Below are 23,744 nucleotides of genomic sequence, written 5' to 3' on the forward strand. Positions count from 1 at the left end.
GTGCTCGCGATCCTGCTCGCGGTGACGGGCGAGGCGCTGTTGCTCGCGCTGCTCGGCGCGCCGGTGTCGCCCGAACAAGTGGTGCGGCAGGCGGGCGGGGCGCTGCTCATGCTGCTCGCGTTCGACCTCTTCGTGCAGGTCGGGCAGCTGGTGTGGCTGAAGGCAGGCGGCCTGATCGCGGCGATTGGCGCGGCGGCGGCGGTGCTCGTGCTCGATCCGGTCGCGCCGATGGGGCGACCGAAGAACGGCGAGGCGGGGATAGCCCATCGACCGGCGCTCGCGGTGATGACGGGGCTGCCGATCAAGTGGGGCGAGGGCGATATCGATGCGACGCTGCGCGGCAAGCGGGGGCCTTCGGAATCCTGGCGCTGGCTCGACAAATATTTCGCGATGTCAGTGCTCGACACGATCGACGGCGAAGCGCTGAAGGATCACTGGCTGATGCTGCTCGCCCAGCCCCGCGCGCTGTCGCCTGAAGAGCTTGTGGCGCTCGACACCTGGGTGCGCCGCGGCGGCCGGGTGCTGATCCTGACCGATCCCTCGCTGCGCTGGCCGAGCATCTATCCGCCGACCGATCCGCGCGCGCCGCCGGCAATGTCGCTGCTCGACCCGCTGCTCGACCATTGGGGGCTGCGGCTCGACCTGCTCGACCCCGGCGGGCGGCGCGGCGTCGAGCAGGTCAGTGTCGAAGCCGGGGGGCGCCGCTGGAAACTCGCGGTGGCGGCGCCGGGGCGCTTCGTCACGACCGGATCGCGGTGCCGGCTCGAACATGCGGGCCTGTTCGCGCGCTGCACGATCGGAAGGGGCAAGGCGGTGTTGATCGCGGACGCCGACCTGATGGCCGATGCGCTCTGGGTGGGAGAGGGCGGCAAGGGCGCCACCCCCGAAGGTCGCATCGCGGACAACGCGCCGCTCATCGGCGTCCTGCTCGACGAACTCTCGGGGATTTCGCGGGATGCGGGCAGGGAATGGGTGCCGTGGATCGCCACCGCCGACAGTCGAATAACCGCCCTGCTCGGCGGCGCCATTCCGGGGCTGATGAGCGTTTCGCTTAGTATTGCGGCGGTGTTTGTTGTTCGCCGGCGCGCGGTTTGACTTGGGCGCGACTCCGGGCGCTTCGTCATCAATACTGGAACATTATATGAACTCCTTTCGAGGTGGACGAATCCCGATGATTCCTCGCAAAAAAATATTTATGTTTTTCAATATGTTATAACTCATCCCCAAAAATCCCCATAAAACCCCTTTATTCCCCGTGGTACCCCTGATACCTAAAGGGGCGCAAAGGCGGGCGTTTCCCACTGCAAATCGTGAATCCGAAAGGATCGGCGAAAGCCGGTTTTCGGGCCGGGGAAACGTGTGCCTGGAATGGGGCGGAATACAGGGACGTGAACACGAGGCGGACATATCGCGGTTTCGGGCTGAGTGGCATCGACGGCAAGGGCCGCGTCGCCATCCCCGCAAAGCTGCGCGCCACGCTCGAGGTCAATTCCAACAACGAACGCGTCATCGCGCTCTCGCGCAGCCGGACCTCGCCTTGCCTTACCGGCTATGACCTGCCCTTTGCCGACATGCTGCCCGAAATGCTCGCGCAGGAGATGGCCGAGCAGGAAGGCGGCGCGAAGCTCAGCCGCGAAAACCTCAACCGCATGGCCTTTGGCGTGGTCGAGGACGTCCCCTATGACGCGAGCGGCCGGCTCGTCATCCCGCCCTTCATGCGCAAGCTCGGCCAGCTGGAAGACCTCGCCTTCTTCCACGGATCTGGCCATATCATCGAGATCTGGAACCCGCACGTCCTGCTGAAAGCCGACGACGTCCCGCCGATGCTTGTCGAGCTCGTCCAGTTCCTGCTTGAAGAAAAGGGCGTGAAATGATGCCCCCCTCTTCTTCTGGCGCCCCGCATATTCCCGTCCTGCTCGACGAAGTGATCGCGGGACTCGCGATCGCGCCCGGCGAAGTACATGTCGACGGCACATTCGGCGCGGGCGGCTATACGCGCGCCATGCTGGCAAAGGGTGCCAGGGTTTACGCCTTCGACCGCGATCCGGATGCGATCGCGGAAGGGGAGGCGCTCGTGGAGGAGGCGAAGGGACAGCTCAGCCTCGTCCCCGAGCGCTTTTCACGCATGTTTGAAGCATTGGCCGAGCGGGGGGTCGGCGCGGTCGACGGCGTTACGCTAGACATCGGGGTGTCCTCGATGCAGCTCGACCGCGCCGATCGCGGCTTTTCCTTCCAGGCCGACGGTCCGCTCGACATGCGGATGGAGCAGGAAGGCGAAACCGCGGCGGACTTCGTGAATACCGCCGATGAAGCCGAGATCGCTGACGTCCTCTATCATTATGGCGAGGAACCGCGCTCGCGCCGCGTCGCGCGCGCGATCGTCGAGGCGCGCCCGATCACGCGGACCGGCGAGCTGGCCAATGTCGTCCGCAAGGCGCTGGGGCACAAGCCGCACGACAAGAAGGACCCCGCGACGCGGACCTTCCAGGCGATCCGCATCCACCTCAACCGCGAGCTCGGCGAGCTGGAGGACGGGCTGGAGGCGGCCGAGCGCGTGCTGAAGCCCGGCGGCCGGCTCGCGGTCGTCACCTTCCACAGCCTTGAGGACAGGCTGGTAAAGCGTTTCCTGCGCGAACGAAGCGGCGCAACGCCGCAAGGATCGCGCCATATGCCCGAAGCGTCGAAGGAGCGGCGGGCGCCGACCTTCGACCGGGTCGCGAAGCCGGCGCGTGCGGGGGAGGGTGAGGTCGCGCGTAACCCCCGCGCGCGCTCGGCAACCTTGAGAGTGGCGTACCGCACCGCGGCAGCGCCAGGGGGAGGTGCGGCATGATCGCCAACAGGTTCAAATCGGTCGGACGCGTTCTGGGCGGCGCCGTTGCCGCGATGGCGCTGTATCTCATCACCTCGCAGGTCGCCGCCGAGCGTACCGAGCTCGAGCGCGTGAACCGCCAGATCCTCACTGCGAAAAAGGATATTCGCCGGCTCCAGACCGAGCTTGCGACGCGCGCAAACCTGCGTCAGCTCGAACGCTGGAACGGCGATGTGCTGGCGCTGACCACGCCCGATGCAGACCAGTTCCTGTCGGGCGAAGTGCAACTCGCTTCGCTCGATCGTTCGGGGATCACGCCGGGTCCGCGCTATGCACCGACGACGATGGTGACCGCGATGGTCGCAATCCCCGACGACGCGCTGCCTGCCTCGACGCCTGCAACGAACGAACCGGCGGACCGCCCTGCGAGCGCGGCGCGGCGTGAGCTGGCCGCCGAGAGTGCGAAGCCCGAAAAGAAGTCGCAGACGTCGACGGCCAAGGCGCAAAAGCCGAAGGCCGCGCCCGTAAAGGTCGCCGCGGTAAGCAGCGAAAAGCCCAGGGTGGATCCCAAAAAGGCCGAGAAGGAAAAGAAGCTCGCACGGCTGGAGGACAAGCTGCTCGATGACCGGCTGATGGGCGAGCTGACGAAGAAGGCGCGCGCCGAGGGCGGGAGACGCCGCCAATGACAACCCTCGTCGCCCGGCCAAATCGCGTTCGCGACGCCGGGCAACGGTATCAGTGGCTGGCGACCGCGCATCTGCGCCTGATGGTGCTGATGCTCGTTTTTCTTGGCGTTGGCAGCCTGATCGGTCTGCGTCTGACCTGGCTCGCCATTTTCGGCGACCCGCCGACGAACGCCTATGCCACCACCAGTCTCATCCCGCTGCGCGGCGACATCGTCGATCGCAACGGGGTGACCCTGGCGAGCACCATGGATGCCTGGTCAGTCGGCGTGCATCCCGGCCGCCTGCTCGGCGACCCCGAGGATCTGGCGCCCAGGCTTGCGGCGCTGATGCCCGAGCGGAGCGAGGCGGAGTATCTCGCAATCCTGCGTTCGGGCCGCAGCTTCACCTATTTGCGTCGTCGTGCCATGCCCGAACTCGTGGCGCAGGTGAACGCGCTGGGTGAACCCGCCATGGCGTTCGCGCGCGAGCCCGAGCGGCTCTATCCGCAAACGACGCTGGCCGCACACGTACTGGGCTATACCGATTTCGACGGGCGCGGCGTGACGGGCATCGAGCGCGCGCTCGATGGACGCCTGACCGATCCCGCGAAGCGGGCCGATGCGGTCGCGCTGTCGATCGACAGCCGCGTCCAGGCCGCGATGGAGAGCGAACTCTTCGCTGCGATGACCAAGCACAGCGCGGTTGGCGCTACGGGGTTGGTACTCGATGTCGACAGCGGCGAAGTGCTCGCGCTGGCGTCGCTTCCCGTGTTCAACCCCAACAAGTTCGGCAAGTCACCCGCCGAGGCGCGGCGCAACAATGTGACGCAGAGCGTCTATGAGCTCGGTTCGACTTTCAAGCCGCTGACGATCGCGCAGGCCATGGACACGGGCGTCGTGAGCTCGATGGCCAAGCGCTATGACGCGACCGCCCCGCTCGCGATCGGCCGCTTCCGGATCAAGGACGACCATCCGCTTGGCCGCTGGATCACGGTGCCCGAAACCCTGATCCACAGCTCCAACATCGTGACCGCACGGATTGCCGACGAAATGGGGCAGGCGCGGATGGAGGACCTGTTCCGCAAGCTCGGCTTCAACGAGCCGCCGCACATCGACCTTAAGGAAAAGGGCCGCACGCTGTGGCCGCATAACTGGGGCCGCTCGACGACGCTCACCACCTCCTATGGCCATGGCATCGCGGTGACGCCGCTGCACCTTGCCAGCGCCTATGCCGCGCTCGTCAATGGCGGCATCTGGCGTCCCGCGACGGTCATGAAGCTCGAAAAGGGCGTGGCGCCCAAGGGGCGCCGGGTCTTTACCGAGGCGACGAGCATCAGGATGCGCCAGTTGCTGCGACTGATCGTGACCGAGGGCACCGGCCGGCGCGGCGACGCGGCGGGCTTTCGCGTCGGTGGCAAGACCGGCACCGCCGAAAAACCCGGTGCGGGCGGCTATTCGCGCAGCGTCAACGTCTCGACCTTTGCGGCGGCCTTCCCTATGGACCGTCCGCGCTATGTCGTGATCGCGATGCTCGATGCGCCGAAGGGAACCGCCGACACGTTCGGTTTCACCTCGGCGGCATGGACCGCGGCGCCCGTGGTGTCCAAGGTGATCGCGCGGACGGGACCGATGCTCGGCGTCATCCCCGATGCGCATAAGGATGTCGATCTGGCGGACCTCGCGCCGCTGATTCAGAAACCTGACAAGGAGGAATGATGCGGCTTGGTGCGCTTACCGGCGGGAATGAGGATTCGGTCGTCACGGGTTTCGCGATCGACCACCGCAAGGTTGCGCCCGGGACGGTCTTCGGCGCCTTTCAGGGCGCGGCCTTCAACGGCGAGGATTTCATCGAACAGGCCGTCGCCGCGGGGGCGGTAGCGGTGGTCGCGCGACGCGCGGCGCGGGTGGATGGCGCTGTCCACATTGTCGCCGACGAGCCGCGCGCCACCTTCGCGCAACTCGCGGCCAAATTCTTCGCGCCGTTTCCGCAGACCGTGGTCGCGGTGACGGGCACCAACGGCAAGACCTCGACCGTCGAGCTCACCCGCCAGCTGTGGCGGATGACGGGCAACAACGCGGCGTCGATCGGCACACTGGGCGTCACGACGTCCGACGATCAGGTGAAGACCGGGCTGACCACGCCCGACGTTGTGACCTTCCTTTCCAATGTCGCCGGGCTGAACCGCGAGGGTGTGACGCACCTTGCCTTCGAAGCATCGAGCCACGGGCTGTCGCAATATCGTACCGAGGGGCTTCCCGTCGCGGCGGGCGCCTTCACCAATCTCAGCCGCGACCATCTCGACTATCATGGCGATATGGCGGCCTATTTCACCGCCAAGCTTCGCCTGTTTTCAGAAGTGATCAGTGACGGCGGGGCCGCGGTCATCTGGGCCGACGATCCCGAATCTCCAAAAGTGTTCGATCTGGCTCGAGAGCGGGGGCTCCGAGTGCTGGGTGTGGGCGAGCGTGGAGACCTTCTCCGGTTGATCTCGCGTTCCCCCACTCAGTTAGGTCAGGTCCTGACGGTTGAGGCGGCGGGCAAGTCCCACCGCCTCAATCTTCCCCTGATCGGAGCCTATCAGGCCGCGAACGCGCTCACCGCCGCGGCGCTGGTGATCGCCACCGGCGGCGATGTCGAAGAGACACTGTCCAATCTGCAGCGCGTGCAGGGCGTGCGCGGGCGACTGGAGCGTGCGGTGATCACCAAGGCCGGCGCGCCGGTCTATGTCGACTATGCCCATACCCCCGACGCCATCGTCGCAGCGGTCGAGGCATTGCGTCCGCATTGCAAGGGTCGGCTGATCCTCGTCTTCGGCGCGGGCGGTGACCGGGATCAGGGCAAGCGTCCTGTCATGGGCAAGGTGGCAGTCGAAATGGCCGACCATGTGATCGTGACCGACGACAATCCACGTACCGAGGACGCCGCGGCGATCCGCCGCCAGGTGCTTGAAGGCGCGGTGGGCGCGATCGAGATCGGCGGTCGTCGTGAAGCCATTGCCGCAGCCATCGCCGAGGCGGGCCCCGACGACCTCGTCCTGCTCGCAGGAAAGGGACACGAACAGGGGCAGATCGTGGGCGATATGGTGCTGCCCTTTGACGACGTACAGGTCGCGCGCGAGAGTGCGGCATGAGCGAACTCTGGAGATCCGAGGCGATCGCGATCGCGACCGGTGGATCCGCTTCGGCGGATTTTTCGATTTCTGGGGTGGCGTTCGATAGTCGCGAAATCGGGCCGGGCGACCTCTTCATCGCGATGAAGGGAGAGGCCACCGACGGCCATCGTTTTGTCGAGCAGGCCTTCGCCAGCGGCGCAGCGGGCGCGATCGTGAGCGATCCGGTCGACCATCCGCATGTTCTGGTCGCCGATACGACGGCGGCGCTGGATGCGCTGGGCGTAGCCTCGAGGGCGCGCAGCACCGCGAAAATCGCGGGCGTCACCGGATCGGTCGGCAAGACCGGGACCAAGGAGGCGCTTTTCGCGGCGCTTGACCGGCACGTGCCGGGGCGTGCCCATCGCTCGGTCAAGAGCTACAACAACCATACCGGCGTGCCGCTGAGCCTTGCGCGGATGCCCGAGGACACGCGCTTCGGCATCTTCGAAATGGGGATGAGCGCGGCGGGCGAACTGGCCGCGCTCACACGGCTGGTGCGCCCGCATGTCGCGATCGTTACCGCCATCGCGCCCGCGCATCAGGCCTATTTCCACAGCATCGAGGCAATCGCCGACGCCAAGGGCGAGATCTTTCAGGGGCTTGAGCCCGGCGGCACCGCGATCATTCCATTCGACAGCCCCTGGCGCGACCGGCTGATCGCCGCCGCCGAACCGCATGCCGCAAGGATCCTGACCTTCGGCCATGGCGTGGGCGCCGATGTCCGCGCGCGCGACGTTGTGCGCGCGGCCAATGGCGGATCGCTCGTGACCGCCAATTTTCCCGAGGCCGAGCTTTGTTTCACGATCGCCTTTCCCGGCGAACACTGGGTGTCCAACGCGCTTGCGGTGCTCGCCGCGGTCGAGGCGCTGGGCGGCGATCTCGCGCAGGCGGGGCTTGCGCTCGCAGACCTTGAAGGCCTTGCCGGGCGCGGCGCGCGGCATCGGGTCGCCGTCAAGGACGGCTCCGCGCTTGTCATCGACGAAAGCTACAACGCCAATCCGGCCTCGATGGCGGCGACGATCCGCCAGCTCGGCAAGGAAGAGGCCGAGCGACGGATCGTGGTGCTGGGGGCGATGCGCGAGCTCGGGCAGGAATCCGACCGCTACCACGCCGAGCTGGCCGAGCCGCTTGCCGAGGCGAACGTCGATTTGGCACTGCTCGTCGGAGACGAAATGCGCCCGCTTGCAAAGGCGCTTGAAGGCCGGATCGAGTTCGTGCAGATGCCCGACGCCGCGGGCGCGCTTGAGCGACTTTCCCAAATTCTCATGCCCGGTGACGCGGTCCTCATAAAGGGGTCTAATGCAATCGGGCTTTCCCGCGTCGTCGACTCATTGGTTGCGGGCGCGCTGGGGGGCAGGACGGACTGATGCTCTATTTAATCGCAGAACAGCTTGGCTTTCCCGGTATTCTCAACCTGATCCGTTACCTGAGCTTCCGCGCGGGTGGCGCGGTGGCGACGGCGCTGCTGATCGGGCTCATCATCGGGCCGAAGTTCATCGGCTGGCTGCGCATCCGCCAGGGCAAGGGGCAGCCGATCCGGACCGACGGGCCGCAGACGCACCTCGCCAAGCGTGGCACGCCGACGATGGGCGGGCTGATGATCCTCACTTCGGTGGCGATCTCGCTGCTGCTCTGGATGGACCTGAGCAACATGTTCGTCTGGGCGTGCCTGTTCGTCACGCTCGGTTTCGGCGCGATCGGTTTCCTCGACGATTATGACAAGGTCAGAAAGGCGAGCCACAAGGGCGTCTCCGGCAAGGTACGGCTGGCGGGCGAATTCGCGATCGCGGGGCTGGCGAGCTGGATGATCGTGTCGCAGGTGGGCACGCATCTCTATGTGCCCTTCATCAACTATCCGCCGCTCGACCTTGGCTGGTTCTACATCGTCTTTGCGGCCTTCACGATCGTCGCCTTCGGCAACGCGGTAAACCTGACCGACGGGCTCGACGGACTCGCGACCTTCCCGGTCATCATCGCGAGCCTGGCGTTCATGCTGATCGTCTATCTGGTCGGCAACGTGAAATACGCGACCTATCTGGGCATTCCGCACATTCCGGGCGCCGGGGATCTCACCATCCTGTGCGGGGCGATCATCGGGGCAGGGCTCGCCTTTCTGTGGTTCAACGCACCGCCCGCGGCGGTCTTCATGGGCGATACCGGCAGCCTTGCGCTGGGTGGCGCGCTGGGGACGATCGCGGTCGCCTCGCAGCACGAGATCGTGCTCGGCATCATCGGCGGGCTCTTCGTCGTCGAGGCCATGTCGGTGATCATCCAGGTCTTCTTCTACAAGCGGACGGGCAAGCGCGTGTTCAAGATGGCGCCGATCCATCACCATTTCGAGCAGATGGGCTGGTCCGAGCCGACCGTCGTCATCCGCTTCTGGATCATCAGCATCGTGCTGGCGCTGGCCGGCCTGTCGACGCTGAAGCTGCGGTGATCGTCTCCCCGGCCTTTGCGGGCAAGAAATATGCGGTGCTGGGCCTTGCGCGCTCCGGCCTCGCGACCGTTGGTGCGCTCGTTGCGAGCGGGGCGGAGGTGGTGGCGTGGGACGACAAGCCCGAGGCGCGTGCCGCCGTTGCACCCGCTGCAACGATCGCCGATCCGCTGACGATCGACCTGACGGGCTTTGCCGGCGTCGTCGTTTCGCCGGGCGTGCCGCTCAACCGCCACCCGATCGCGGCGAAGGCGCGCGAGGCGGGCGTTCCGGTCATCGGCGATATCGAGCTGTTCGCGCAGGCGCGCAACGGCCTGCCGCCGCACAAGGTGGTCGGCATCACGGGCACCAACGGCAAATCGACCACGACCGCGCTGATCCACCATATCGTCAAGATGGCAGGCATCCCGACGAGGATGGGCGGCAATATCGGGCTGCCGATCCTGGGGCAGGAGCCGCTGCCCGAGGGCGGCGTCTATGTGCTTGAGCTGTCGAGCTACCAGATCGACCTGACCTTCAGCCTCGACTGCGACGTTGCGGTGCTGCTCAACATCACGCCCGATCATCTCGACCGCTATGACGGGTTCGAGGGCTATGTCGCGTCGAAGGAGCGGCTGTTTGCGATGCAGTCGGTGGGGCAGGTCGCCGTGATCGCCACCGAGGATGAGCCGACGCGCGCTATTGCCACTGAACTCAAAAGCGCCGTTCGGGCTGAGCCTGTCGAAGCCCTTCCCCTTTCTTCCGGTGTAATGGGCGGAAGGGATGGCCTTCGACAGGCTCAGGCCGAACGGGTTGGGGGTCTGGTTGAAGTATCGTCGGCAGATGTGAGCGGTCAGGATCGCTGGCCTTCGCTGCAAGGCCCGCATAACGCGCAGAACGCGGCCGCCGCCATCGCCGTAGCGCGTGCACTGGGCATAGACGATGCGACGATCTTCGCCGCGCTCGCAACCTATCCCGGCCTGCCGCATCGGATGGAGCGTGTCGCCGAGAAGCATGGCGTGCTCTACGTCAACGACAGCAAGGCGACCAACCCGACCTCGACCGCGCCCGCGCTGGCCGCATACCCCGCGATCCACTGGATCGTCGGGGGGCGGGCCAAGACCGACGAGCTTGATGCGTGCAAACCGTTCTTCGGCCATGTCCGTGCGGCCTATACGATCGGCGAGGCGGGCGAGATGTATGCGCGGCTGCTGGCCCCGCATATGGCGGTCAGCGAATGCCGCGACCTGAAGACCGCGGTGGCGCGCGCGGCGGACGTGGCGCGCAGCGGCGAGACGGTGCTGCTGTCGCCGGCATGCGCGTCATTCGACCAGTTCAGCGATTATGAGGCGCGGGGCGAAGCCTTTCGCGTTGCGGTGGAGGCGCTTTCCTGATGGCATCGATCCCGAGCCCAGTTCCGGTTCAGCGCCCCAAGGCCAGGAAGGCGAAAAAGGCAAAGGTGTTGTCGCGCTTCGGCCGCGACAATCATTCGCCGATGAGCATCTGGTTCTGGGAAATCGACCGCGTTCTGCTGTTGTTCGTGACGCTCCTGATTTCGATCGGCCTGATCGCGGTCGCGGCGGCTTCCCCGGCGGCCGCAGAACGCTATTCGGACGGCGCGGTGCGCTTCGATCCGCTGCACTATTTCTGGCGCCAGCTCGCATGGGTCGTGCTGAGCGTTCCGGTGATGCTGATCGTATCCGCCATGCCCAAGGATCTGGCGCGGCGGCTCGCGCTGATCGGCGCGGCGTTCTTCGCGGTCTGCCTTGTGGTCGTTCCGGTGGTCGGCGCCGAGGTGAACGGCGCGAAGCGCTGGATCGGCGTTGGCATCGCGCAGTTCCAGCCCTCGGAGTTCCTTAAGCCCTGCTTCGTCGTGGGCATGGCGTGGTTGTTGTCGCTGCGCGTGCATGACAAGACGCTGCCGGTCGTGCCGATCTCGGCCCTGGTCACGGGGCTTGTCGCGCTGTTCCTGATGCGCCAGCCCGATTTCGGGCAGACCGTGATCTTCTGCGCGATCTGGCTGACCTTGCTGCTGCTCTCGGGCCTGAGCGTCCGCATCCTGATATGGCTGGGCGCGGCGGGCGTCGGTGCGGTTATCAGCGCCTATCTGTTCTATGATGTGGCGACGCGGCGCATCGACGACTTCCTGTTCCAGACCGGCGACACCTATCAGACCGATACCGCGCATGCGACGCTGACCGCGGGCGGATTGCTCGGCACCGGGCCCGGTGGCGGCAGCATGAAGTTCCGCCTGCCTGAGGCGCATACCGATTATATCTTCTCGGTGATCGGAGAGGAGTTCGGTCTGATCGCATGCTTCGCGATCGCCTGCCTCTATGTCGCGATCGTCGTCCGTGTGTTCCTGAAACTGCTCGACGAGGAAGATCTTTTCCTGCTGCTCGCCTCGGCCGGGCTTGCGACGCAGTTCGGGCTGCAGGCGATGATCAACATGGCGGTGAACACCCAACTCGCCCCGTCCAAGGGCATGACGCTGCCGTTCATCAGCTATGGCGGATCGTCGATGCTCGCGCTGTCGATCGGCTTCGGTCTTCTCCTCGCCTTTACGCGCAGAAACCCCTATCTCCTCCGCTCGCCTTATGTTGTAAAATGGAGCGGTCGATGAGGATCGTGCGTCACTTCGTTCTGGCTGCCGGAGGCACGGGCGGCCACATGATACCCGCCCATGCGCTCGCCGCCGAGCTGATGGAGCGCGGGCATCGTGTCGCGCTGATCACCGACGAACGCGGAGCGCGGATTCCCGGACTTTTCGAGGGCGCACAAACGCATGTTCTGCCCGCGGGAAGGCTGGCGGGCGGGCCGATCGGCTGGCTGAAGGCCGGGCGTTCGATCCTGGCAGGCCGCGCGATGGCGGCGCGGCTCTACGAGACCTTCGAACCGAGCGCGGTGATCGGCTTTGGCGGCTATCCGGCACTGCCTGCGCTGCTGGCGGCCACGAGCGCGAAGATCCCGACCGCGGTGCACGAACAGAATGCCGTGCTCGGCCGCGTCAACCGCCTGCTTGGCGGAAAGGTCGATGCGATCGTCACCGCCTATCCCGATGTCCAGCGGCTTAAGGATGGCTGGCTTCACAAGACGCATCTGCTCGGCAACCCCGTGCGCGACGAAGTTCTGAGCCTGCGCGACCAGCCTTTCCCGGCGCTCTCAGAGGAAGGCATTTTCCGCCTGCTGGTGACGGGCGGGAGCCAGGGCGCTACCGTGCTTTCCGACGTGGTGCCCGAGGCATTGGGGTTGCTGCCGCTCAATTTCCGTCGCCGGCTGCAGGTGACGCAGCAATGCCGCGTCGAGGACATCGACCGCGTGCGCGCCACCTACGCCGATCTCGGTATTCCTGCCGACCTCGCAACCTATCTGCCCGACCTGCCCGAACGGCTGGGCTGGGCGCATCTGGTGATCGCGCGCGCGGGCGCGTCGACGATCGCCGAGCTGACCGCGGCGGGCCGGCCCGCGATTCTCGTGCCGCTGCCCTCGGCCACCGACAACCATCAGACCTATAACGTACGCGAGATGGTCGAGGCCGGAGGCGCGCGCGCGATCCAGCAATCGGCCTTCACGCCCGTGGAGCTTGCCAAGCAGATGCAGAAACTCGCGCTCGAACCCGGCGCGCTCGCCAACGCCGCGAAGCGCGCCTGGAATTGCGGCCGTCCCAACGCCGCGCGCGATCTTGCCGACCTCGTCGAAAATCTCGGCCCGCAGCCCGTAGGCGGCGAGCCGATCCGCATGCGCCCGACGCAAGCGCCCGCGATGGGCGGGCAGGGGGCGATCGCATGAAGGGCGTACCCACCGATATCGGGACGATCCACTTCATCGGCATTGGCGGCATCGGCATGTCGGGCATTGCGCGCGTGATGAACAATCTCGGCTACAAGGTGCAGGGTTCGGATGCCGCCGAAGGCGCGGTGGTGCAGGCGCTGCGCGAGCGCGGGATCAAGGTGACGATCGGGCACAAGCCTGAAAACCTTGGCGATGCGCGCGTCGTCGTCACCTCGACTGCGATCCAGCGCGGCAATCCAGAGGTCGAGGCGGCGCTCGAAAAGCGCATCCCCGTCGTGCGCCGCGCCGAGATGCTCGCCGAACTGATGCGGCTGAAGTCGACCGTTGCGGTGGCGGGCACGCACGGAAAGACGACAACGACCTCCATGGTCGCGTGCCTGCTCGATGCGGGGGGCTTTGATCCGACCGTGATCAACGGCGGCATCATCAACGCCTATGGCTCGAACGCGCGCGTCGGTGCGGGCGACTGGATGGTCGTCGAGGCGGATGAGAGCGACGGCAGCTTCCTGCGGCTCGACGGGACGATCGCGGTCGTCACCAACATCGATCCCGAGCATCTCGACCATTATGGCAGCTTCGACCGGGTCAAGGAGGCGTTCGTCGAGTTCGTCGAGAATGTCCCCTTTTACGGCGCGGCGCTGCTCTGCCTCGATCATCCCGAGGTACAGGCGATTCTCCCGAGGATCCGCGACCGGCGGATCGTGACCTATGGCTTCTCCGCGCAGGCCGATGTGCGCGCGGAAAATGTGACGCCCGTTCCGGGCGGCAACCGTTTCGATGTTGTCGTGCGCGATTTCGACGGTGATATCCGCCGGATCGAGGGCGTCGAGCTGCCGATGCCCGGGCGACACAATGTCCAGAACGCGCTCGCCGCGATCGGGGTCGCGCTCGAAATGGGGATCGAGGACGCGAAGATCGCCGAGGGCTTCCACAAGTTCGGCGGGGTCAAGCGGCGCTTCACGCGCGTGGGCGAGATCGACGGCGTCACCATCATTGACGATTACGGTCATCACCCCGTCGAGATCCGCGCTGCTCTCGCCGCCGCGCGCGAGGGCGTGCAGGGGCGTGTGATCGCGGTTGTACAGCCGCATCGTTTTACCCGGCTCCGCGATCTGATGGACGAGTTCCAGCAGGCGTTCAACGATGCCGACATGGTCTATGTGACCCCCGTCTATCCTGCGGGCGAGCAACCGATCGATGGCGTCGACGCCGCTGCGCTGGTCGAGGGGCTGAAGGTGCGCGGGCACCGCGCGGCGAGCGAGATTGCGGGCGCCGATGCGCTGGCTCAGACGCTCGCCGATGTGTCACGTTCGGGCGATATGGTGGTCTGCCTCGGCGCGGGCGACATCACCAAATGGGCGGCGGGTCTGGCCGACGCGATCCGCGCGAACAAGCAGGAGGTGGCTGCGTGAACGACCCCTTCGCGATCTGGTTCGATCTCTCGCGTCAGGCGATCGATGCGCAACAGGCGCAGGTGAAGGCGGCGCAGCAGGCATTGGGCGCATTCGACAAGGCGATCGACGCGCAGCAAGCCACCGCAAAGGCGGCGAAGGCCAATATGGAATTGTGGAAGAGCTGGATGAACCTGTGGGGGGTGCGGTGAGCCAGGCCGTACAGGCGCTTGACGGAATACCTGCGCTTGCGGGCAGCGCGGAGGCGGGCGGCAGCCTTGCCGACTTCATCTGGTTTCGCACGGGCGGGCCGGCCGAATGGCTCGTGCGTCCGAAAGATGTCGCCGATCTGAGCGGTTTCCTTGCCGCGCTTGATCCTGCGATGCCCGTCCTGCCCGTGGGGGTGGGATCGAACCTGATCGTCCGCGACGGCGGCGTGCCCGGCGTGGTCGTGCGGCTGCCCAAGAGCTTTGCGAAAGTCTCGATAGAGCCGGGCAACCGGGTGCGCGCAGGCGGCGCTGCAATGGGGATCACGGTGGCGAGCGCGTCACGCGACGCGGGGATTGCGGGTCTGGAATTCCTGCGCGGGATTCCGGGAACCGTCGGCGGCGCGGTGCGGATGAATGCGGGCGCCTATGGGCGCGAGGCATCGGACATATTGATCGAAACGACGCTGGTGCTGCGCGACGGCACCGTGGAAACATGGCCGGCCGCACGGCTGGGCTATACCTATCGCCATTCCGAACTGCCCGAAGGCGCGATCGTGGTCGAGGCGCTGTTCGAGGGCGTGCCGGGTGATCCCGCGGCCATCGGCGCCGAGATGGACCGGATCGCCGCCGAGCGCGAGGCCTCGCAGCCGCTGCGCTCGCGCACGGGCGGATCGACCTTCAAGAACCCGCCCGGCGACAAGGCCTGGCGGCTGGTCGACGAGGCCGGGTGCCGCGGCTTGCAGATCGGCGACGCACAAGTATCAGAGAAACACTGCAACTTCCTGCTCAATCTCGGCAGCGCCCGTTCGGCGGAGATCGAGGAACTGGGCGAGGAAGTGCGGCGGCGGGTGAAGGAAAGGTCGGGCATCACGCTCGAATGGGAAATCCAGCGTATCGGAGTGGTGAAGTGAGCGACCGGTTGCACATTGCGGTTCTGATGGGCGGCTGGTCGGCTGAGCGCGAGGTTTCGCTGATGAGCGGCAATGGCGTTGCCGATGCGCTTGAGAGCCTTGGCCATAAGGTCACGCGGATCGACATGGGGCGCGATGTCGCGGAGCGGCTGGCGCAGGTGAAGCCCGATGTCGTGTTCAACGCGCTGCACGGTACGCCGGGTGAAGACGGCACGGTGCAGGGCATGATGGACCTGATGGGGCTGAAATACACCCACTCGGGGCTCGTCACCTCGGTGATCGCGATCGACAAGGAACTGACCAAGCAGGCGCTCGTGCCGCACGGCATCCGCATGCCTGAGGGCACGATCGTCGAGAGCGAAGGCCTCTATGCCGCGGACCCGATCGCGCGCCCCTATGTGCTGAAGCCGGTCAACGAAGGCTCGTCGGTTGGCGTCGCCATCGTCATGGAGGATGGCAATTACGGCAAGCCGATCGGCCGCGATTCCGAGGGGCCTTGGAAGCATTTCGACCGTCTGCTCGCCGAGCCCTTCATTCGTGGCCGCGAACTGACCGTGGCGGTCATGGGTGATCGCGCGCTGGCGGTGACCGAATTGAAGCCCAAGAGCGGCTTCTACGATTATGACGCCAAATATACCGACGGGCTGACGATGCATGTCTGCCCCGCCGAGATTCCGGAAGACATCGCGGCCGCCGCGATGGACATGGCCTTGAGGGCGCATCGGCTGCTCGGCTGCAAGGGGACCTCGCGGTCCGACTTTCGCTGGGACGACGAACGGGGCGTGGACGGCCTCTATCTGCTCGAGGTCAACACTCAGCCCGGCATGACGCCGCTGAGCCTGGTGCCCGAACAGGCGAAATATTGCGGCATTTCCTATGCCGAACTGTGCGACCGGATCGTGAGAGACGCCCTATGAGCACGGCCACCATCCGTCGCGGACAGCCGGCACGCGCCAGGCCCAAGGTGGGAAGTGGCCGGCGCAAGGCTGCGCCCAAGAAGAAAACGATGCTCGAGCGGCTGGCCGAGCACCTGCCTGTTGGCGCGGAAACGATCCAGCGCTGGATCGGCTATGGCGTGGTCGTGGTCGGCGTAGGGCTTGCGGGCACCGCCGCGACCTTCATGGGGCTACCCCAGATGGGCGGCGTTGCGATGGCCGAGATGGTCGGCCGCGCGGGGTTCGAGGTCAAGCGCGTCGAGGTGACGGGCATAAACCGTATGGACCGGCTGACGGTCTATGCGGTTGCACTCGATCAGCAGTCGATGGCGATGCCGCTCGTCGATCTGGACAAGGTGCGCGGCGACCTGCTGCGTTATGGCTGGATCAAGGATGCGCGCGTGTCGCGGCGCCTGCCCGACACGCTCGTCGTCGATATCGTCGAGCGTCAGCCCGCCGCGATCTGGCAGAATGCGAGGGCGTTGAGCTTGATCGACCGCGACGGCGTGGTGCTCGAGCCCGTCAAGATCGAGGCCATGCCGGATCTGCCGCTGCTGATCGGGCCCGATGCCAATAATCAGGCCAGGGCGCTCGCGGCGCTGATGGAGGCCGCGCCTTCCCTGAAGCCGATGATGGCGGGGGCGAGTTGGGTGGGCAATCGCCGCTGGGATCTGCGCTTCCAGTCGGGCGAGACGCTGGCACTGCCCGAAGGCGAGAAGGAAGCCGCGGACGCGCTCGTCAAGTTCGCACGGATGGACGGGATGGAGCGGCTGCTCGGACGCGGATTCGTGCGTTTCGACATGCGACTGCCCGACCGTTTCGTGGTGCGCGTGCCACCGCAGGGAGCGGCGAAGAAGGTTGCGGCCGGTGAGACGCCTCAGGGCAAGGCGTCCGGCGATGACGGGGATGCCGCCGGAAACAAGGGGAAGGAAGACGGGGATGGCACAAACACGGGGTGACGGACTGATTACCGCGCTCGATATCGGATCGTGGAAGGTCTCCGCGCTGATCGCCGAGCGCAGCGAGGGCGGTGAGCTGAACGTGCTCGCGACCGGCCAGCGCGAGAGCCAGGGCGTCAAGCGCGGCTATATCGCCGACATGCCATCGACCGAAAAGGCGGTGCGCGAGGCGGTCGAGCAGGCCGAGCGGATCGCGGGCACCAATATCGAGGACGTCTGGGTCAGCTTCTCGGCGGGCGGGCTGGTCAGCGACATCGCTTCGGTCGAGGTCGAGCTGGGCGGACACCGGATCGAGCAGGAAGACATCAACGAGCTTCTGGCGGCGGGGCGCAGTTCGATCGATCCCGACGGCCGGATGGTGCTCCATGCGCAGCCGACGCTCTATACGCTCGATGGCCTGCGCGGCGTGAAGAAGCCGCTCGGGCTCCATGCCGACAGGCTGGGCGTCGACATCCATGTCGTTGCCGCCGACGGGTCGCCCGTCCGCAATCTCGACCTGTGCGTGCGCAGCGCGCATCTCGAAGTGAAGTCGATCGTCGCATCGCCCGTCGCGACGGGCATGGCGTGCCTGTCCGACGAGGAGCGCGAGCTGGGTGTTGCGCTGGTCGAACTGGGTGCGGGAGTCACCAATGTCTCGCTCTTTGCGGGTGGAATGCTCGTTGGCCTGACCTCGATCCCCTTTGGCGCGGCCGACATCACCGACGACATCGCCTCGGCCTTCGGCACGCGGCGCAACCATGCCGAGCGGATGAAGTGTTTTTACGGCTCGGCCACAGCAACGCCGCGTGACAACCACGACATGATCGAGGTCGCACCGATCTCGGCCGATGACGACAGCGGCGAGGGCACGCGGATCACGCGCGCGCAGCTGATCGCGGTCATTCGCCAGCGGCTCGAGCATCTTCTCGGCGAGATCGGCAAGGCGCTCAACGAGCTTGGCTTTACCGGACCGGTTGGCCGCCAGGTGGTGCTGACGGGCGGCGGCGCGGAATTGAAGGGCATAGCCGATTATGCGCAGGGCGCGCTTGGCCGTGCCGTTCGCGTCGGACGTCCGCGCGGTCTGATGGGGCTGCCCGATGCGCATAGCGGCCCGGGCTTCTGCACGCTGGCGGGGCTGGTGCAATATGCCGCGAGCAACCCTGCCGACCTTCGGACCATCGTGCCTGCCCACCAGATGGTCCACCGCGTGCAGGGTTCGGGGTTGATCGAACGGCTGATGGCGGCTTTCAGGGCGGGATATTGATGGTTACCGAACTGAAAAATGGCAGAAGTTAAGAAATTTCGCTTGCACGTTAACTTTTTAGGTGATTCGGTGATTCCAGTAGTGCACAAGTGTTCAGGGGCAACTGCTTCGCCCATGACGAAGCTTGGGGAGACAGTAAAATGAGCATCGAATTCATGCCGCCCGAAGTCGACGAACTTCGGCCGCGGATCAGTGTCATCGGCGTTGGCGGTGCGGGCGGCAACGCGATCGCGAACATGATGGCAAGCCAGGTTCAGGGCGTCGACTTCCTCGTCGCCAACACCGACGCGCAGGCGCTCAACGCGTCGCCCGCCGAACGGCGCATCCAGCTTGGTCTCAAGATCACGCAGGGTCTGGGCGCGGGTTCGCGCCCCGAGATCGGCCGCGCGGCGGCAGAAGAGGCGGCCGAGCAGATCGAGCGCGCGCTCGACGGCGCGCATATGTGCTTCGTCGCGGCCGGCATGGGCGGCGGCACGGGCACGGGCGCTGCGCCGGTGATCGCGAAGGCGGCCAGGGATCGGGGGATCCTGACCGTCGGCGTCGTCACCAAGCCGTTCAGCTTCGAAGGCAATCGCCGGATGAAGTCCGCCGAGGCGGGCATTGCCGAGCTGCAGAAGCATGTCGACACGCTGATCGTCATTCCCAACCAGAACCTCTTTTTGATCGCCAATGCGAACACGACCTTCAAGGAAGCGTTCCAGATGGCCGACGAGGTCCTGCAGCAGGGCGTGCGCGGCATCACCGACCTGATGGTCATGCCCGGCCTCATCAACCTCGACTTCGCCGACGTCCGCTCGGTGATGGGCGAGATGGGCAAGGCGATGATGGGCACGGGCGAAGCCGAGGGCGACGGCCGTGCGATCGAAGCCGCCGAGAAGGCGATCGCCAACCCGCTGCTCGATGGTGTTTCGATGAAGGGTGCCAAGGGCGTCATCATCTCGATCACCGGCGGCGAGGACATGCGGCTGATGGAGGTCGACGAGGCCGCCAACCATATCCGCGAACTGGTCGATCCCGACGCCAACATCATCTGGGGCTCGGCGTTCAACAACGATCTCGAGGGCAAGATCCGCGTTTCAGTCGTGGCAACCGGCATCGAGGCCGAAGCCGCCACGCAGGCCGAGCCCGCGCGCGTCTTCGCCTTCCCCACGGCACGCCAGCCGGCGCCGGTCGAGGAAGTGAAGCCCGCACCGACTCCGATGGTTGAGGAAGAGGCGCCTGCGCCCGTGCTCGAGGCTCCCGAGGCTGTCGTCGAAGAAGTGAGCTTCGAGGACGATGCCGTTGCGGCCGAAGCCGACGAACTCGTGCTCGACGCAGGGCGCATCGTCGACGAGCCCGTCGCCGAGGAACCGCTCGACCTCCAGGTCGAAGCGCCGCAGGAACCCGCAAAGCCCGAATGGCTGGGCGCCAGCGACGACGATCAGCGCGCGCCGCGCGTGTCGACGGGTGGCGGCACGCTGTTCGAGCGCATGTCGAACATCGCACGCGGTGCGGCACGCAGGGACGAAGAGGACGCGAGCGGCAAGTCCGATCCGCTCGATATCCCGCGATTTCTGAACCGTCAGAACAACCAGTAATCAGCGTACGAACTTTGCGACGGTGCCGCCGGCTTATCCCCGGTTGGCACCGTTTCGCCGTTGTGCGGGCTTGCCATTCAGGCGCGCTTCATCGATCAAGCGGTGCAGATCGACCCGTCATGAAAATTGCTGAAACCTCCCTGCGGTGGCGGCTCTTCGCCGCATCCGCGCTGCTTTGGACGCTACCGGTTCCCGCATTTGCGCAAGTCGGCGTGGCCGACGACCGCAATGCGGCGGGCCGTGCGCTGTCGGAGCATCTCAACACGCTTGCGGTGGATACGCACAATGTTCGCGCGCTGATCGGCGCGGGCGATGCGGCGCTGACACTCGATGATCCCAATGGCGCTATCGGCTTTTTCGGTCGCGCCGACGAGATCGATCCGCGCAACGGGCGGGTGAAGTCAGGGCTGGCGCGGGCATTGCTGACACTCGAGAAGCCGCGCGAGGCGCTTCGGCTGTTCGATCAGGCGGTCAGCCTCGGTGTCCCGGAGACGGAGATCGCGCGCGACCGGGGCCTTGCCTTTGATCTGCGGGGCGATCCGAAGCGCGCGCAGCGCGATTATGCGATCGCGCTGCGGCGCGGCAATGATCCAGAGATAACGCGACGCATGGCGCTTTCGTTGGGCATTTCGGGCGAGCGCGACCAGGCGCTGAAGATGCTCGACCCCTTGCTATACAAGCAGGACAAGGCCGCGTGGCGCGCGCGCGCCTTCATTCTCGCCATGAATGGCGACGTGGCTGGTGCGAACGGCATCGCGCGTCAGGTGATGCCGGGCAATCTGGCACGGCCAATGGGGTATTTCTTCGCACGGCTGGGAGGATTGTCGGCGGCACAGAAAGCCGCGGCGGTGCATTACGGGCAAATGCCGTCCGACGGGCGCAGCGAAGGCCTTGTCTATGCGCAGGCCGATGTCGTCGCGCCGATGGCGGCACCTGACACCGCACTGATTCCCGCAGGCGATCCGCTCGGGCCGCGTCGCGCGGACCAGCCCGCGACACGGGCGATTGCAAAGCCATCCAGCGAGGCGCGCCGGCGTCCAGGCACGGGTGAGGCGCAACGGCTGGCATCGGTCACCGCCGCGCAGGCCCCCGTTGCGGCACCGCCCATTTCATCGCCGGTGCAGCCAATGCCTCAGCCCGCGCGCTTGGTGGCGACGAAACCTGCAACCCCCGCCCCGCCCGTCGAGGACATATCGCTGACCGCAGCGCAGCCGACCCGCGCTGGCGGGCGGCTGAATACGCGGATCGGACCTCCGCCGCCGCGGGATGCCCAGGCGCTGATCCCTGCGGGGACGAAGCCGCTGGTGGTTGCCGGCATGACTGCGCTGCCACCGCCGTCGTCCGCGAACCCGCCGGTGCCTTCGGCTGCACGTGCGATCGAGGCGACAACCGCCGCGCCGGTCGCGCCGCTGACGGCCCCGTCGCCGGTGCCTCCCGCAACGACCAGCGCCGCAATGCCCGCGGCACCGACGCGCTCGACGCTCGCCGACATCATTGGCGGGCTTGAACTCGAAGAGCCGGTGATCGTGCCGCTCCCCGTGCCGACCGCGCGCAAGGCCGTTGCCGCCGAACCCGGTCCCGCAGCGGTCCTGGGCAAGGCGACCGATCAAAAAAAGACCGACACGAAGAAGCCCGACCCGAAAAAACCCGAGGCGAAGAAGGCGGCCAAACCCGATCCCAAAAAGACCGAGCCTTCGAGGATATGGGCACAGATCGCGACGGGCAGCGACAAGGCGGCGCTCGGCCGCGACTATCAGAAGATGGTGAAGAAAGCGCCCGCCGTGTTCAAGGGCAAGACCCCATGGACCGCATCCTACAAGGCCTCCCGCCGGCTGCTGGTCGGGCCTTTTGACAGCCAGAAGCAGGCGCAGGATTTCCTTGGAAAATCGGGTGTGACGGGTTTTGCCTGGACGAGCGCCGCGGGCGAGGCGGTCGAGAAGTTGCCGCTGAAATGACGCTGGCGCCCTATGCCAGTCATGCCGACAGGAGCCGGGGGCGGCTTCACGCCGAGGAAGGGGGCGCCGCGCGCGGCCCGCGCGATGCCTTCCAGCGTGATCGCGACCGGATCATTCATTCGATCGCCTTTCGTCGGCTGCGCCACAAGACGCAGGTGTTCATGGCGCCCGATGGCGACCATTTCCGCGTTCGCCTGACGCACAGCCTCGAGGTCGCGCAGATCGGCCGCACGATCGCGCGTGCGCTGGGTCTTAATGAGGACCTGACCGAAGCCTTGTGCCTCGCGCACGATATCGGCCATCCGCCCTTCGGCCATGCGGGCGAGGACGCGCTTGAAGCAGCGATGCTTAAGGTCGGCGGCTTTGACCATAATGCGCAGACACTGCGCACGCTGATGAGGCTGGAAACGCCGTATCCGCACTGGGACGGACTCAACCTGTCATGGGAAACGCTCGAAGGGCTGGCCAAGCACAACGGCCCGATTCTTGAGCCCGGCTGGGCGCTCGCCGAGGCCAATGCCGCGTTTCCGCTCGAGCTGACGGGCTGGTCTTCGCTCGAAGCACAGGTCGCGGCGCTCGCCGACGATATCGCCTATGACAACCACGACATCGACGATGGCGTGCGCGCGGGACTGCTAACGGTCGACCAGTTGATGGAAGTGCCGCTGGTTGCACAGGGCTGGGCGGAGGTGACGGCGCGCTGCCCGGGATGCAGCGAGGCGCGGCTGCGGTCCGAACTGATCCGCTCGCAGATCGGGCTGATGGTCAACGATCTCATCGCTGAAACGCGGCGGCGCATCGCCGAGGCGCGCGTCGCAAGCGTCGACGATGTTCGTGCGGCGGGCCGGACACTGGTGGGTTTTTCGGATGCGATGCGTGAGGCCGAGCGCGGATTGAAGCGCTTCATGTACGCCAATCTCTACCACCACCCCAGCCAGCTTGCGGCCGCCGAGTTCGCGCGGCGAATCGTTTCGGGCGTGTTTGCGGCCTATGCCGCCGATCCCGCGCTTTTGCCTGCGGAATGGAGCGCCGGGCTCCCGGCTGAGGAACCCGGACGCAGCCGCCATATCGCGGATTTCGTGGCCGGGATGACCGACCGCTATGCGATCGCACGCTACCGCGAAGTCGTCGGTCCGATCGATCTGCCCGAAGGTTTTTGAAGCCGGTTTGAATAAAAAAGCCTGCCCGTGTCGCCACGGACAGGCTCGTATCAATTCGCAGATGTCCCGAGATCAGCGCGCCGCGATTTGCTCGCCTGCATTCAAGCTCTCGATTTCGCTCAGCTTGAACGAGACCGGCCTGCCGTCGGTCGTGCCCCGAACGCGCCCGTTGTTGACGACCAGGCGAAACGGAACATTGCCGGGGAAGCGGCGGCCTGAAATGACCTTGCGGCCGTCATTGACCTCGCTCTTGTAGATATAGGTATAGCCGTCATGCTCGAACGTCGTCTCGGTGGACGAGGCGGCGATGGCGGACGTGCCAGCCAGTGCGGCGACGGTAGCGGAAATGGTAAGCAGCATTCGCATGGTGTTCTCCCTTGCAGAATGCCGATCAGGTCCCCCGAGGCTTTGCCTTCTTGCCGCAGGTTATGCTGCACTGCAAAAATTGAGCAAACGCAAAGCGCGCAGCCATGATTGCAGAAATGTAACGTCTCTCGCCTGCAAGTGCCATGCGCGCTTCAAATCGTTCGGGCATTGGTTTACAGCGCCGCGTTCCCCGCGTTTCATCGGAAAG

General features: G+C 66.0%; 21 protein-coding genes. 20 read left to right on the forward strand and 1 reads right to left on the reverse strand.

Annotated features, from left to right (window positions below):
- The 20 genes from MKI88_RS17365 to MKI88_RS17460 form a co-directional block, all read left to right on the forward strand.
- On the forward strand, positions 1-1,095 hold a 1,095-nt coding region (locus MKI88_RS17365; protein ID WP_241632814.1), incomplete at its 5' end, for a GldG family protein.
- 293 nt (positions 1,096-1,388) lie between these two features.
- Positions 1,389-1,874: a division/cell wall cluster transcriptional repressor MraZ gene (locus MKI88_RS17370; protein ID WP_241632815.1), complete on the forward strand. Its 486-nt coding sequence runs from the start codon at positions 1,389-1,391 to the stop codon at positions 1,872-1,874.
- Positions 1,874-2,830, forward strand: a complete 957-nt coding sequence (rsmH, locus tag MKI88_RS17375; protein WP_241632841.1) for a 16S rRNA (cytosine(1402)-N(4))-methyltransferase RsmH — start codon at positions 1,874-1,876, stop codon at positions 2,828-2,830. The genes MKI88_RS17370 and rsmH overlap by 1 nt, the downstream gene beginning before the upstream one ends.
- Positions 2,827-3,495, forward strand: a complete 669-nt coding sequence (locus tag MKI88_RS17380) for a colicin transporter (protein ID WP_241632816.1) — start codon at positions 2,827-2,829, stop codon at positions 3,493-3,495. Before rsmH ends, MKI88_RS17380 begins: the two co-directional genes overlap by 4 nt.
- Positions 3,492-5,189, forward strand: coding sequence for a penicillin-binding protein 2 (locus MKI88_RS17385; RefSeq protein WP_241632817.1), 1,698 nt, complete (start codon positions 3,492-3,494; stop codon positions 5,187-5,189). Before MKI88_RS17380 ends, MKI88_RS17385 begins: the two co-directional genes overlap by 4 nt.
- Complete coding sequence (locus MKI88_RS17390) at positions 5,189-6,604, forward strand: UDP-N-acetylmuramoyl-L-alanyl-D-glutamate--2,6-diaminopimelate ligase (RefSeq protein ID WP_241632842.1); 1,416 nt, start codon at positions 5,189-5,191, stop codon at positions 6,602-6,604. Before MKI88_RS17385 ends, MKI88_RS17390 begins: the two co-directional genes overlap by 1 nt.
- The gene (gene murF / locus MKI88_RS17395; RefSeq protein ID WP_241632818.1) at positions 6,601-7,992 is read left to right on the forward strand and encodes a UDP-N-acetylmuramoyl-tripeptide--D-alanyl-D-alanine ligase; all 1,392 of its coding nucleotides are present in this window, start codon (positions 6,601-6,603) and stop codon (positions 7,990-7,992) included. The genes MKI88_RS17390 and murF overlap by 4 nt, the downstream gene beginning before the upstream one ends.
- A complete protein-coding gene (gene mraY, locus MKI88_RS17400) occupies positions 7,992-9,062 on the forward strand; it encodes a phospho-N-acetylmuramoyl-pentapeptide-transferase (RefSeq protein WP_241632819.1) in 1,071 nt (356 codons plus the stop codon). The genes murF and mraY overlap by 1 nt, the downstream gene beginning before the upstream one ends.
- Positions 9,059-10,432: a UDP-N-acetylmuramoyl-L-alanine--D-glutamate ligase gene (murD, locus tag MKI88_RS17405; protein ID WP_241632820.1), complete on the forward strand. Its 1,374-nt coding sequence runs from the start codon at positions 9,059-9,061 to the stop codon at positions 10,430-10,432. Before mraY ends, murD begins: the two co-directional genes overlap by 4 nt.
- Positions 10,432-11,661: an FtsW/RodA/SpoVE family cell cycle protein gene (locus tag MKI88_RS17410; protein ID WP_241632821.1), complete on the forward strand. Its 1,230-nt coding sequence runs from the start codon at positions 10,432-10,434 to the stop codon at positions 11,659-11,661. Before murD ends, MKI88_RS17410 begins: the two co-directional genes overlap by 1 nt.
- Positions 11,658-12,827: an undecaprenyldiphospho-muramoylpentapeptide beta-N-acetylglucosaminyltransferase gene (murG, locus tag MKI88_RS17415; protein WP_241632822.1), complete on the forward strand. Its 1,170-nt coding sequence runs from the start codon at positions 11,658-11,660 to the stop codon at positions 12,825-12,827. The genes MKI88_RS17410 and murG overlap by 4 nt, the downstream gene beginning before the upstream one ends.
- Positions 12,824-14,242, forward strand: a complete 1,419-nt coding sequence (gene murC / locus MKI88_RS17420; protein WP_241632823.1) for a UDP-N-acetylmuramate--L-alanine ligase — start codon at positions 12,824-12,826, stop codon at positions 14,240-14,242. The genes murG and murC overlap by 4 nt, the downstream gene beginning before the upstream one ends.
- Positions 14,239-14,433, forward strand: a complete 195-nt coding sequence (locus MKI88_RS17425) for a hypothetical protein (protein WP_241632824.1) — start codon at positions 14,239-14,241, stop codon at positions 14,431-14,433. The genes murC and MKI88_RS17425 overlap by 4 nt, the downstream gene beginning before the upstream one ends.
- Positions 14,430-15,341, forward strand: a complete 912-nt coding sequence (gene murB / locus MKI88_RS17430; protein WP_407073379.1) for a UDP-N-acetylmuramate dehydrogenase — start codon at positions 14,430-14,432, stop codon at positions 15,339-15,341. Before MKI88_RS17425 ends, murB begins: the two co-directional genes overlap by 4 nt.
- Positions 15,308-16,258 (forward strand): D-alanine--D-alanine ligase, encoded by a 951-nt coding sequence (locus MKI88_RS17435; RefSeq protein WP_407073380.1) that lies wholly within the window; start codon positions 15,308-15,310, stop codon positions 16,256-16,258. The genes murB and MKI88_RS17435 overlap by 34 nt, the downstream gene beginning before the upstream one ends.
- Complete coding sequence (locus MKI88_RS17440; protein WP_241632826.1) at positions 16,255-17,235, forward strand: cell division protein FtsQ/DivIB; 981 nt, start codon at positions 16,255-16,257, stop codon at positions 17,233-17,235. The genes MKI88_RS17435 and MKI88_RS17440 overlap by 4 nt, the downstream gene beginning before the upstream one ends.
- A complete protein-coding gene (ftsA, locus tag MKI88_RS17445) occupies positions 17,216-18,478 on the forward strand; it encodes a cell division protein FtsA (protein WP_241632827.1) in 1,263 nt (420 codons plus the stop codon). The genes MKI88_RS17440 and ftsA overlap by 20 nt, the downstream gene beginning before the upstream one ends.
- 140 nt (positions 18,479-18,618) lie before the next feature.
- Entirely contained in the window at positions 18,619-20,055 is a 1,437-nt protein-coding gene (ftsZ, locus tag MKI88_RS17450) for a cell division protein FtsZ (RefSeq protein ID WP_241632828.1), read from the forward strand.
- 119 nt (positions 20,056-20,174) lie between these two features.
- Positions 20,175-22,010, forward strand: coding sequence for a tetratricopeptide repeat protein (locus tag MKI88_RS17455; RefSeq protein ID WP_241632829.1), 1,836 nt, complete (start codon positions 20,175-20,177; stop codon positions 22,008-22,010).
- Positions 22,007-23,170 (forward strand): deoxyguanosinetriphosphate triphosphohydrolase, encoded by a 1,164-nt coding sequence (locus MKI88_RS17460; protein WP_241632830.1) that lies wholly within the window; start codon positions 22,007-22,009, stop codon positions 23,168-23,170. The genes MKI88_RS17455 and MKI88_RS17460 overlap by 4 nt, the downstream gene beginning before the upstream one ends.
- A 72-nt stretch (positions 23,171-23,242) precedes the next feature.
- Here the strand turns inward: MKI88_RS17460 and MKI88_RS17465 are convergent, their stop codons facing one another.
- A complete protein-coding gene (locus tag MKI88_RS17465; RefSeq protein ID WP_241632831.1) occupies positions 23,243-23,536 on the reverse strand; it encodes a hypothetical protein in 294 nt (97 codons plus the stop codon).
- Positions 23,537-23,744: the final 208 nt, after the last annotated feature.

The organism is Sphingomonas sp. LaA6.9, from assembly GCF_022601895.1.
GTDB lineage: Bacteria > Pseudomonadota > Alphaproteobacteria > Sphingomonadales > Sphingomonadaceae > Sphingobium_A.

What these genes read in the sequence shown, in the direction of transcription:
- rsmH (WP_241632841.1), top strand. Translation starts at nt 1,874, where the DNA reads ATGCCCCCCTCTTCTTCTGGCGCCCCGCATATTCCCGTCCTGCTCGAC.
- MKI88_RS17465 (WP_241632831.1), bottom strand. Translation starts at nt 23,536, where the DNA reads ATGCGAATGCTGCTTACCATTTCCGCTACCGTCGCCGCACTGGCTGGC.
- murG (WP_241632822.1), top strand. Translation starts at nt 11,658, where the DNA reads ATGAGGATCGTGCGTCACTTCGTTCTGGCTGCCGGAGGCACGGGCGGC.
- MKI88_RS17390 (WP_241632842.1), top strand. Translation starts at nt 5,189, where the DNA reads ATGCGGCTTGGTGCGCTTACCGGCGGGAATGAGGATTCGGTCGTCACG.
- ftsA (WP_241632827.1), top strand. Translation starts at nt 17,216, where the DNA reads ATGGCACAAACACGGGGTGACGGACTGATTACCGCGCTCGATATCGGA.
- MKI88_RS17385 (WP_241632817.1), top strand. Translation starts at nt 3,492, where the DNA reads ATGACAACCCTCGTCGCCCGGCCAAATCGCGTTCGCGACGCCGGGCAA.
- MKI88_RS17435 (WP_407073380.1), top strand. Translation starts at nt 15,308, where the DNA reads ATGGGAAATCCAGCGTATCGGAGTGGTGAAGTGAGCGACCGGTTGCAC.
- murF (WP_241632818.1), top strand. Translation starts at nt 6,601, where the DNA reads ATGAGCGAACTCTGGAGATCCGAGGCGATCGCGATCGCGACCGGTGGA.
- ftsZ (WP_241632828.1), top strand. Translation starts at nt 18,619, where the DNA reads ATGAGCATCGAATTCATGCCGCCCGAAGTCGACGAACTTCGGCCGCGG.
- MKI88_RS17410 (WP_241632821.1), top strand. Translation starts at nt 10,432, where the DNA reads ATGGCATCGATCCCGAGCCCAGTTCCGGTTCAGCGCCCCAAGGCCAGG.
- MKI88_RS17440 (WP_241632826.1), top strand. Translation starts at nt 16,255, where the DNA reads ATGAGCACGGCCACCATCCGTCGCGGACAGCCGGCACGCGCCAGGCCC.
- MKI88_RS17380 (WP_241632816.1), top strand. Translation starts at nt 2,827, where the DNA reads ATGATCGCCAACAGGTTCAAATCGGTCGGACGCGTTCTGGGCGGCGCC.
- mraY (WP_241632819.1), top strand. Translation starts at nt 7,992, where the DNA reads ATGCTCTATTTAATCGCAGAACAGCTTGGCTTTCCCGGTATTCTCAAC.
- MKI88_RS17460 (WP_241632830.1), top strand. Translation starts at nt 22,007, where the DNA reads ATGACGCTGGCGCCCTATGCCAGTCATGCCGACAGGAGCCGGGGGCGG.
- MKI88_RS17455 (WP_241632829.1), top strand. Translation starts at nt 20,175, where the DNA reads ATGAAAATTGCTGAAACCTCCCTGCGGTGGCGGCTCTTCGCCGCATCC.
- murC (WP_241632823.1), top strand. Translation starts at nt 12,824, where the DNA reads ATGAAGGGCGTACCCACCGATATCGGGACGATCCACTTCATCGGCATT.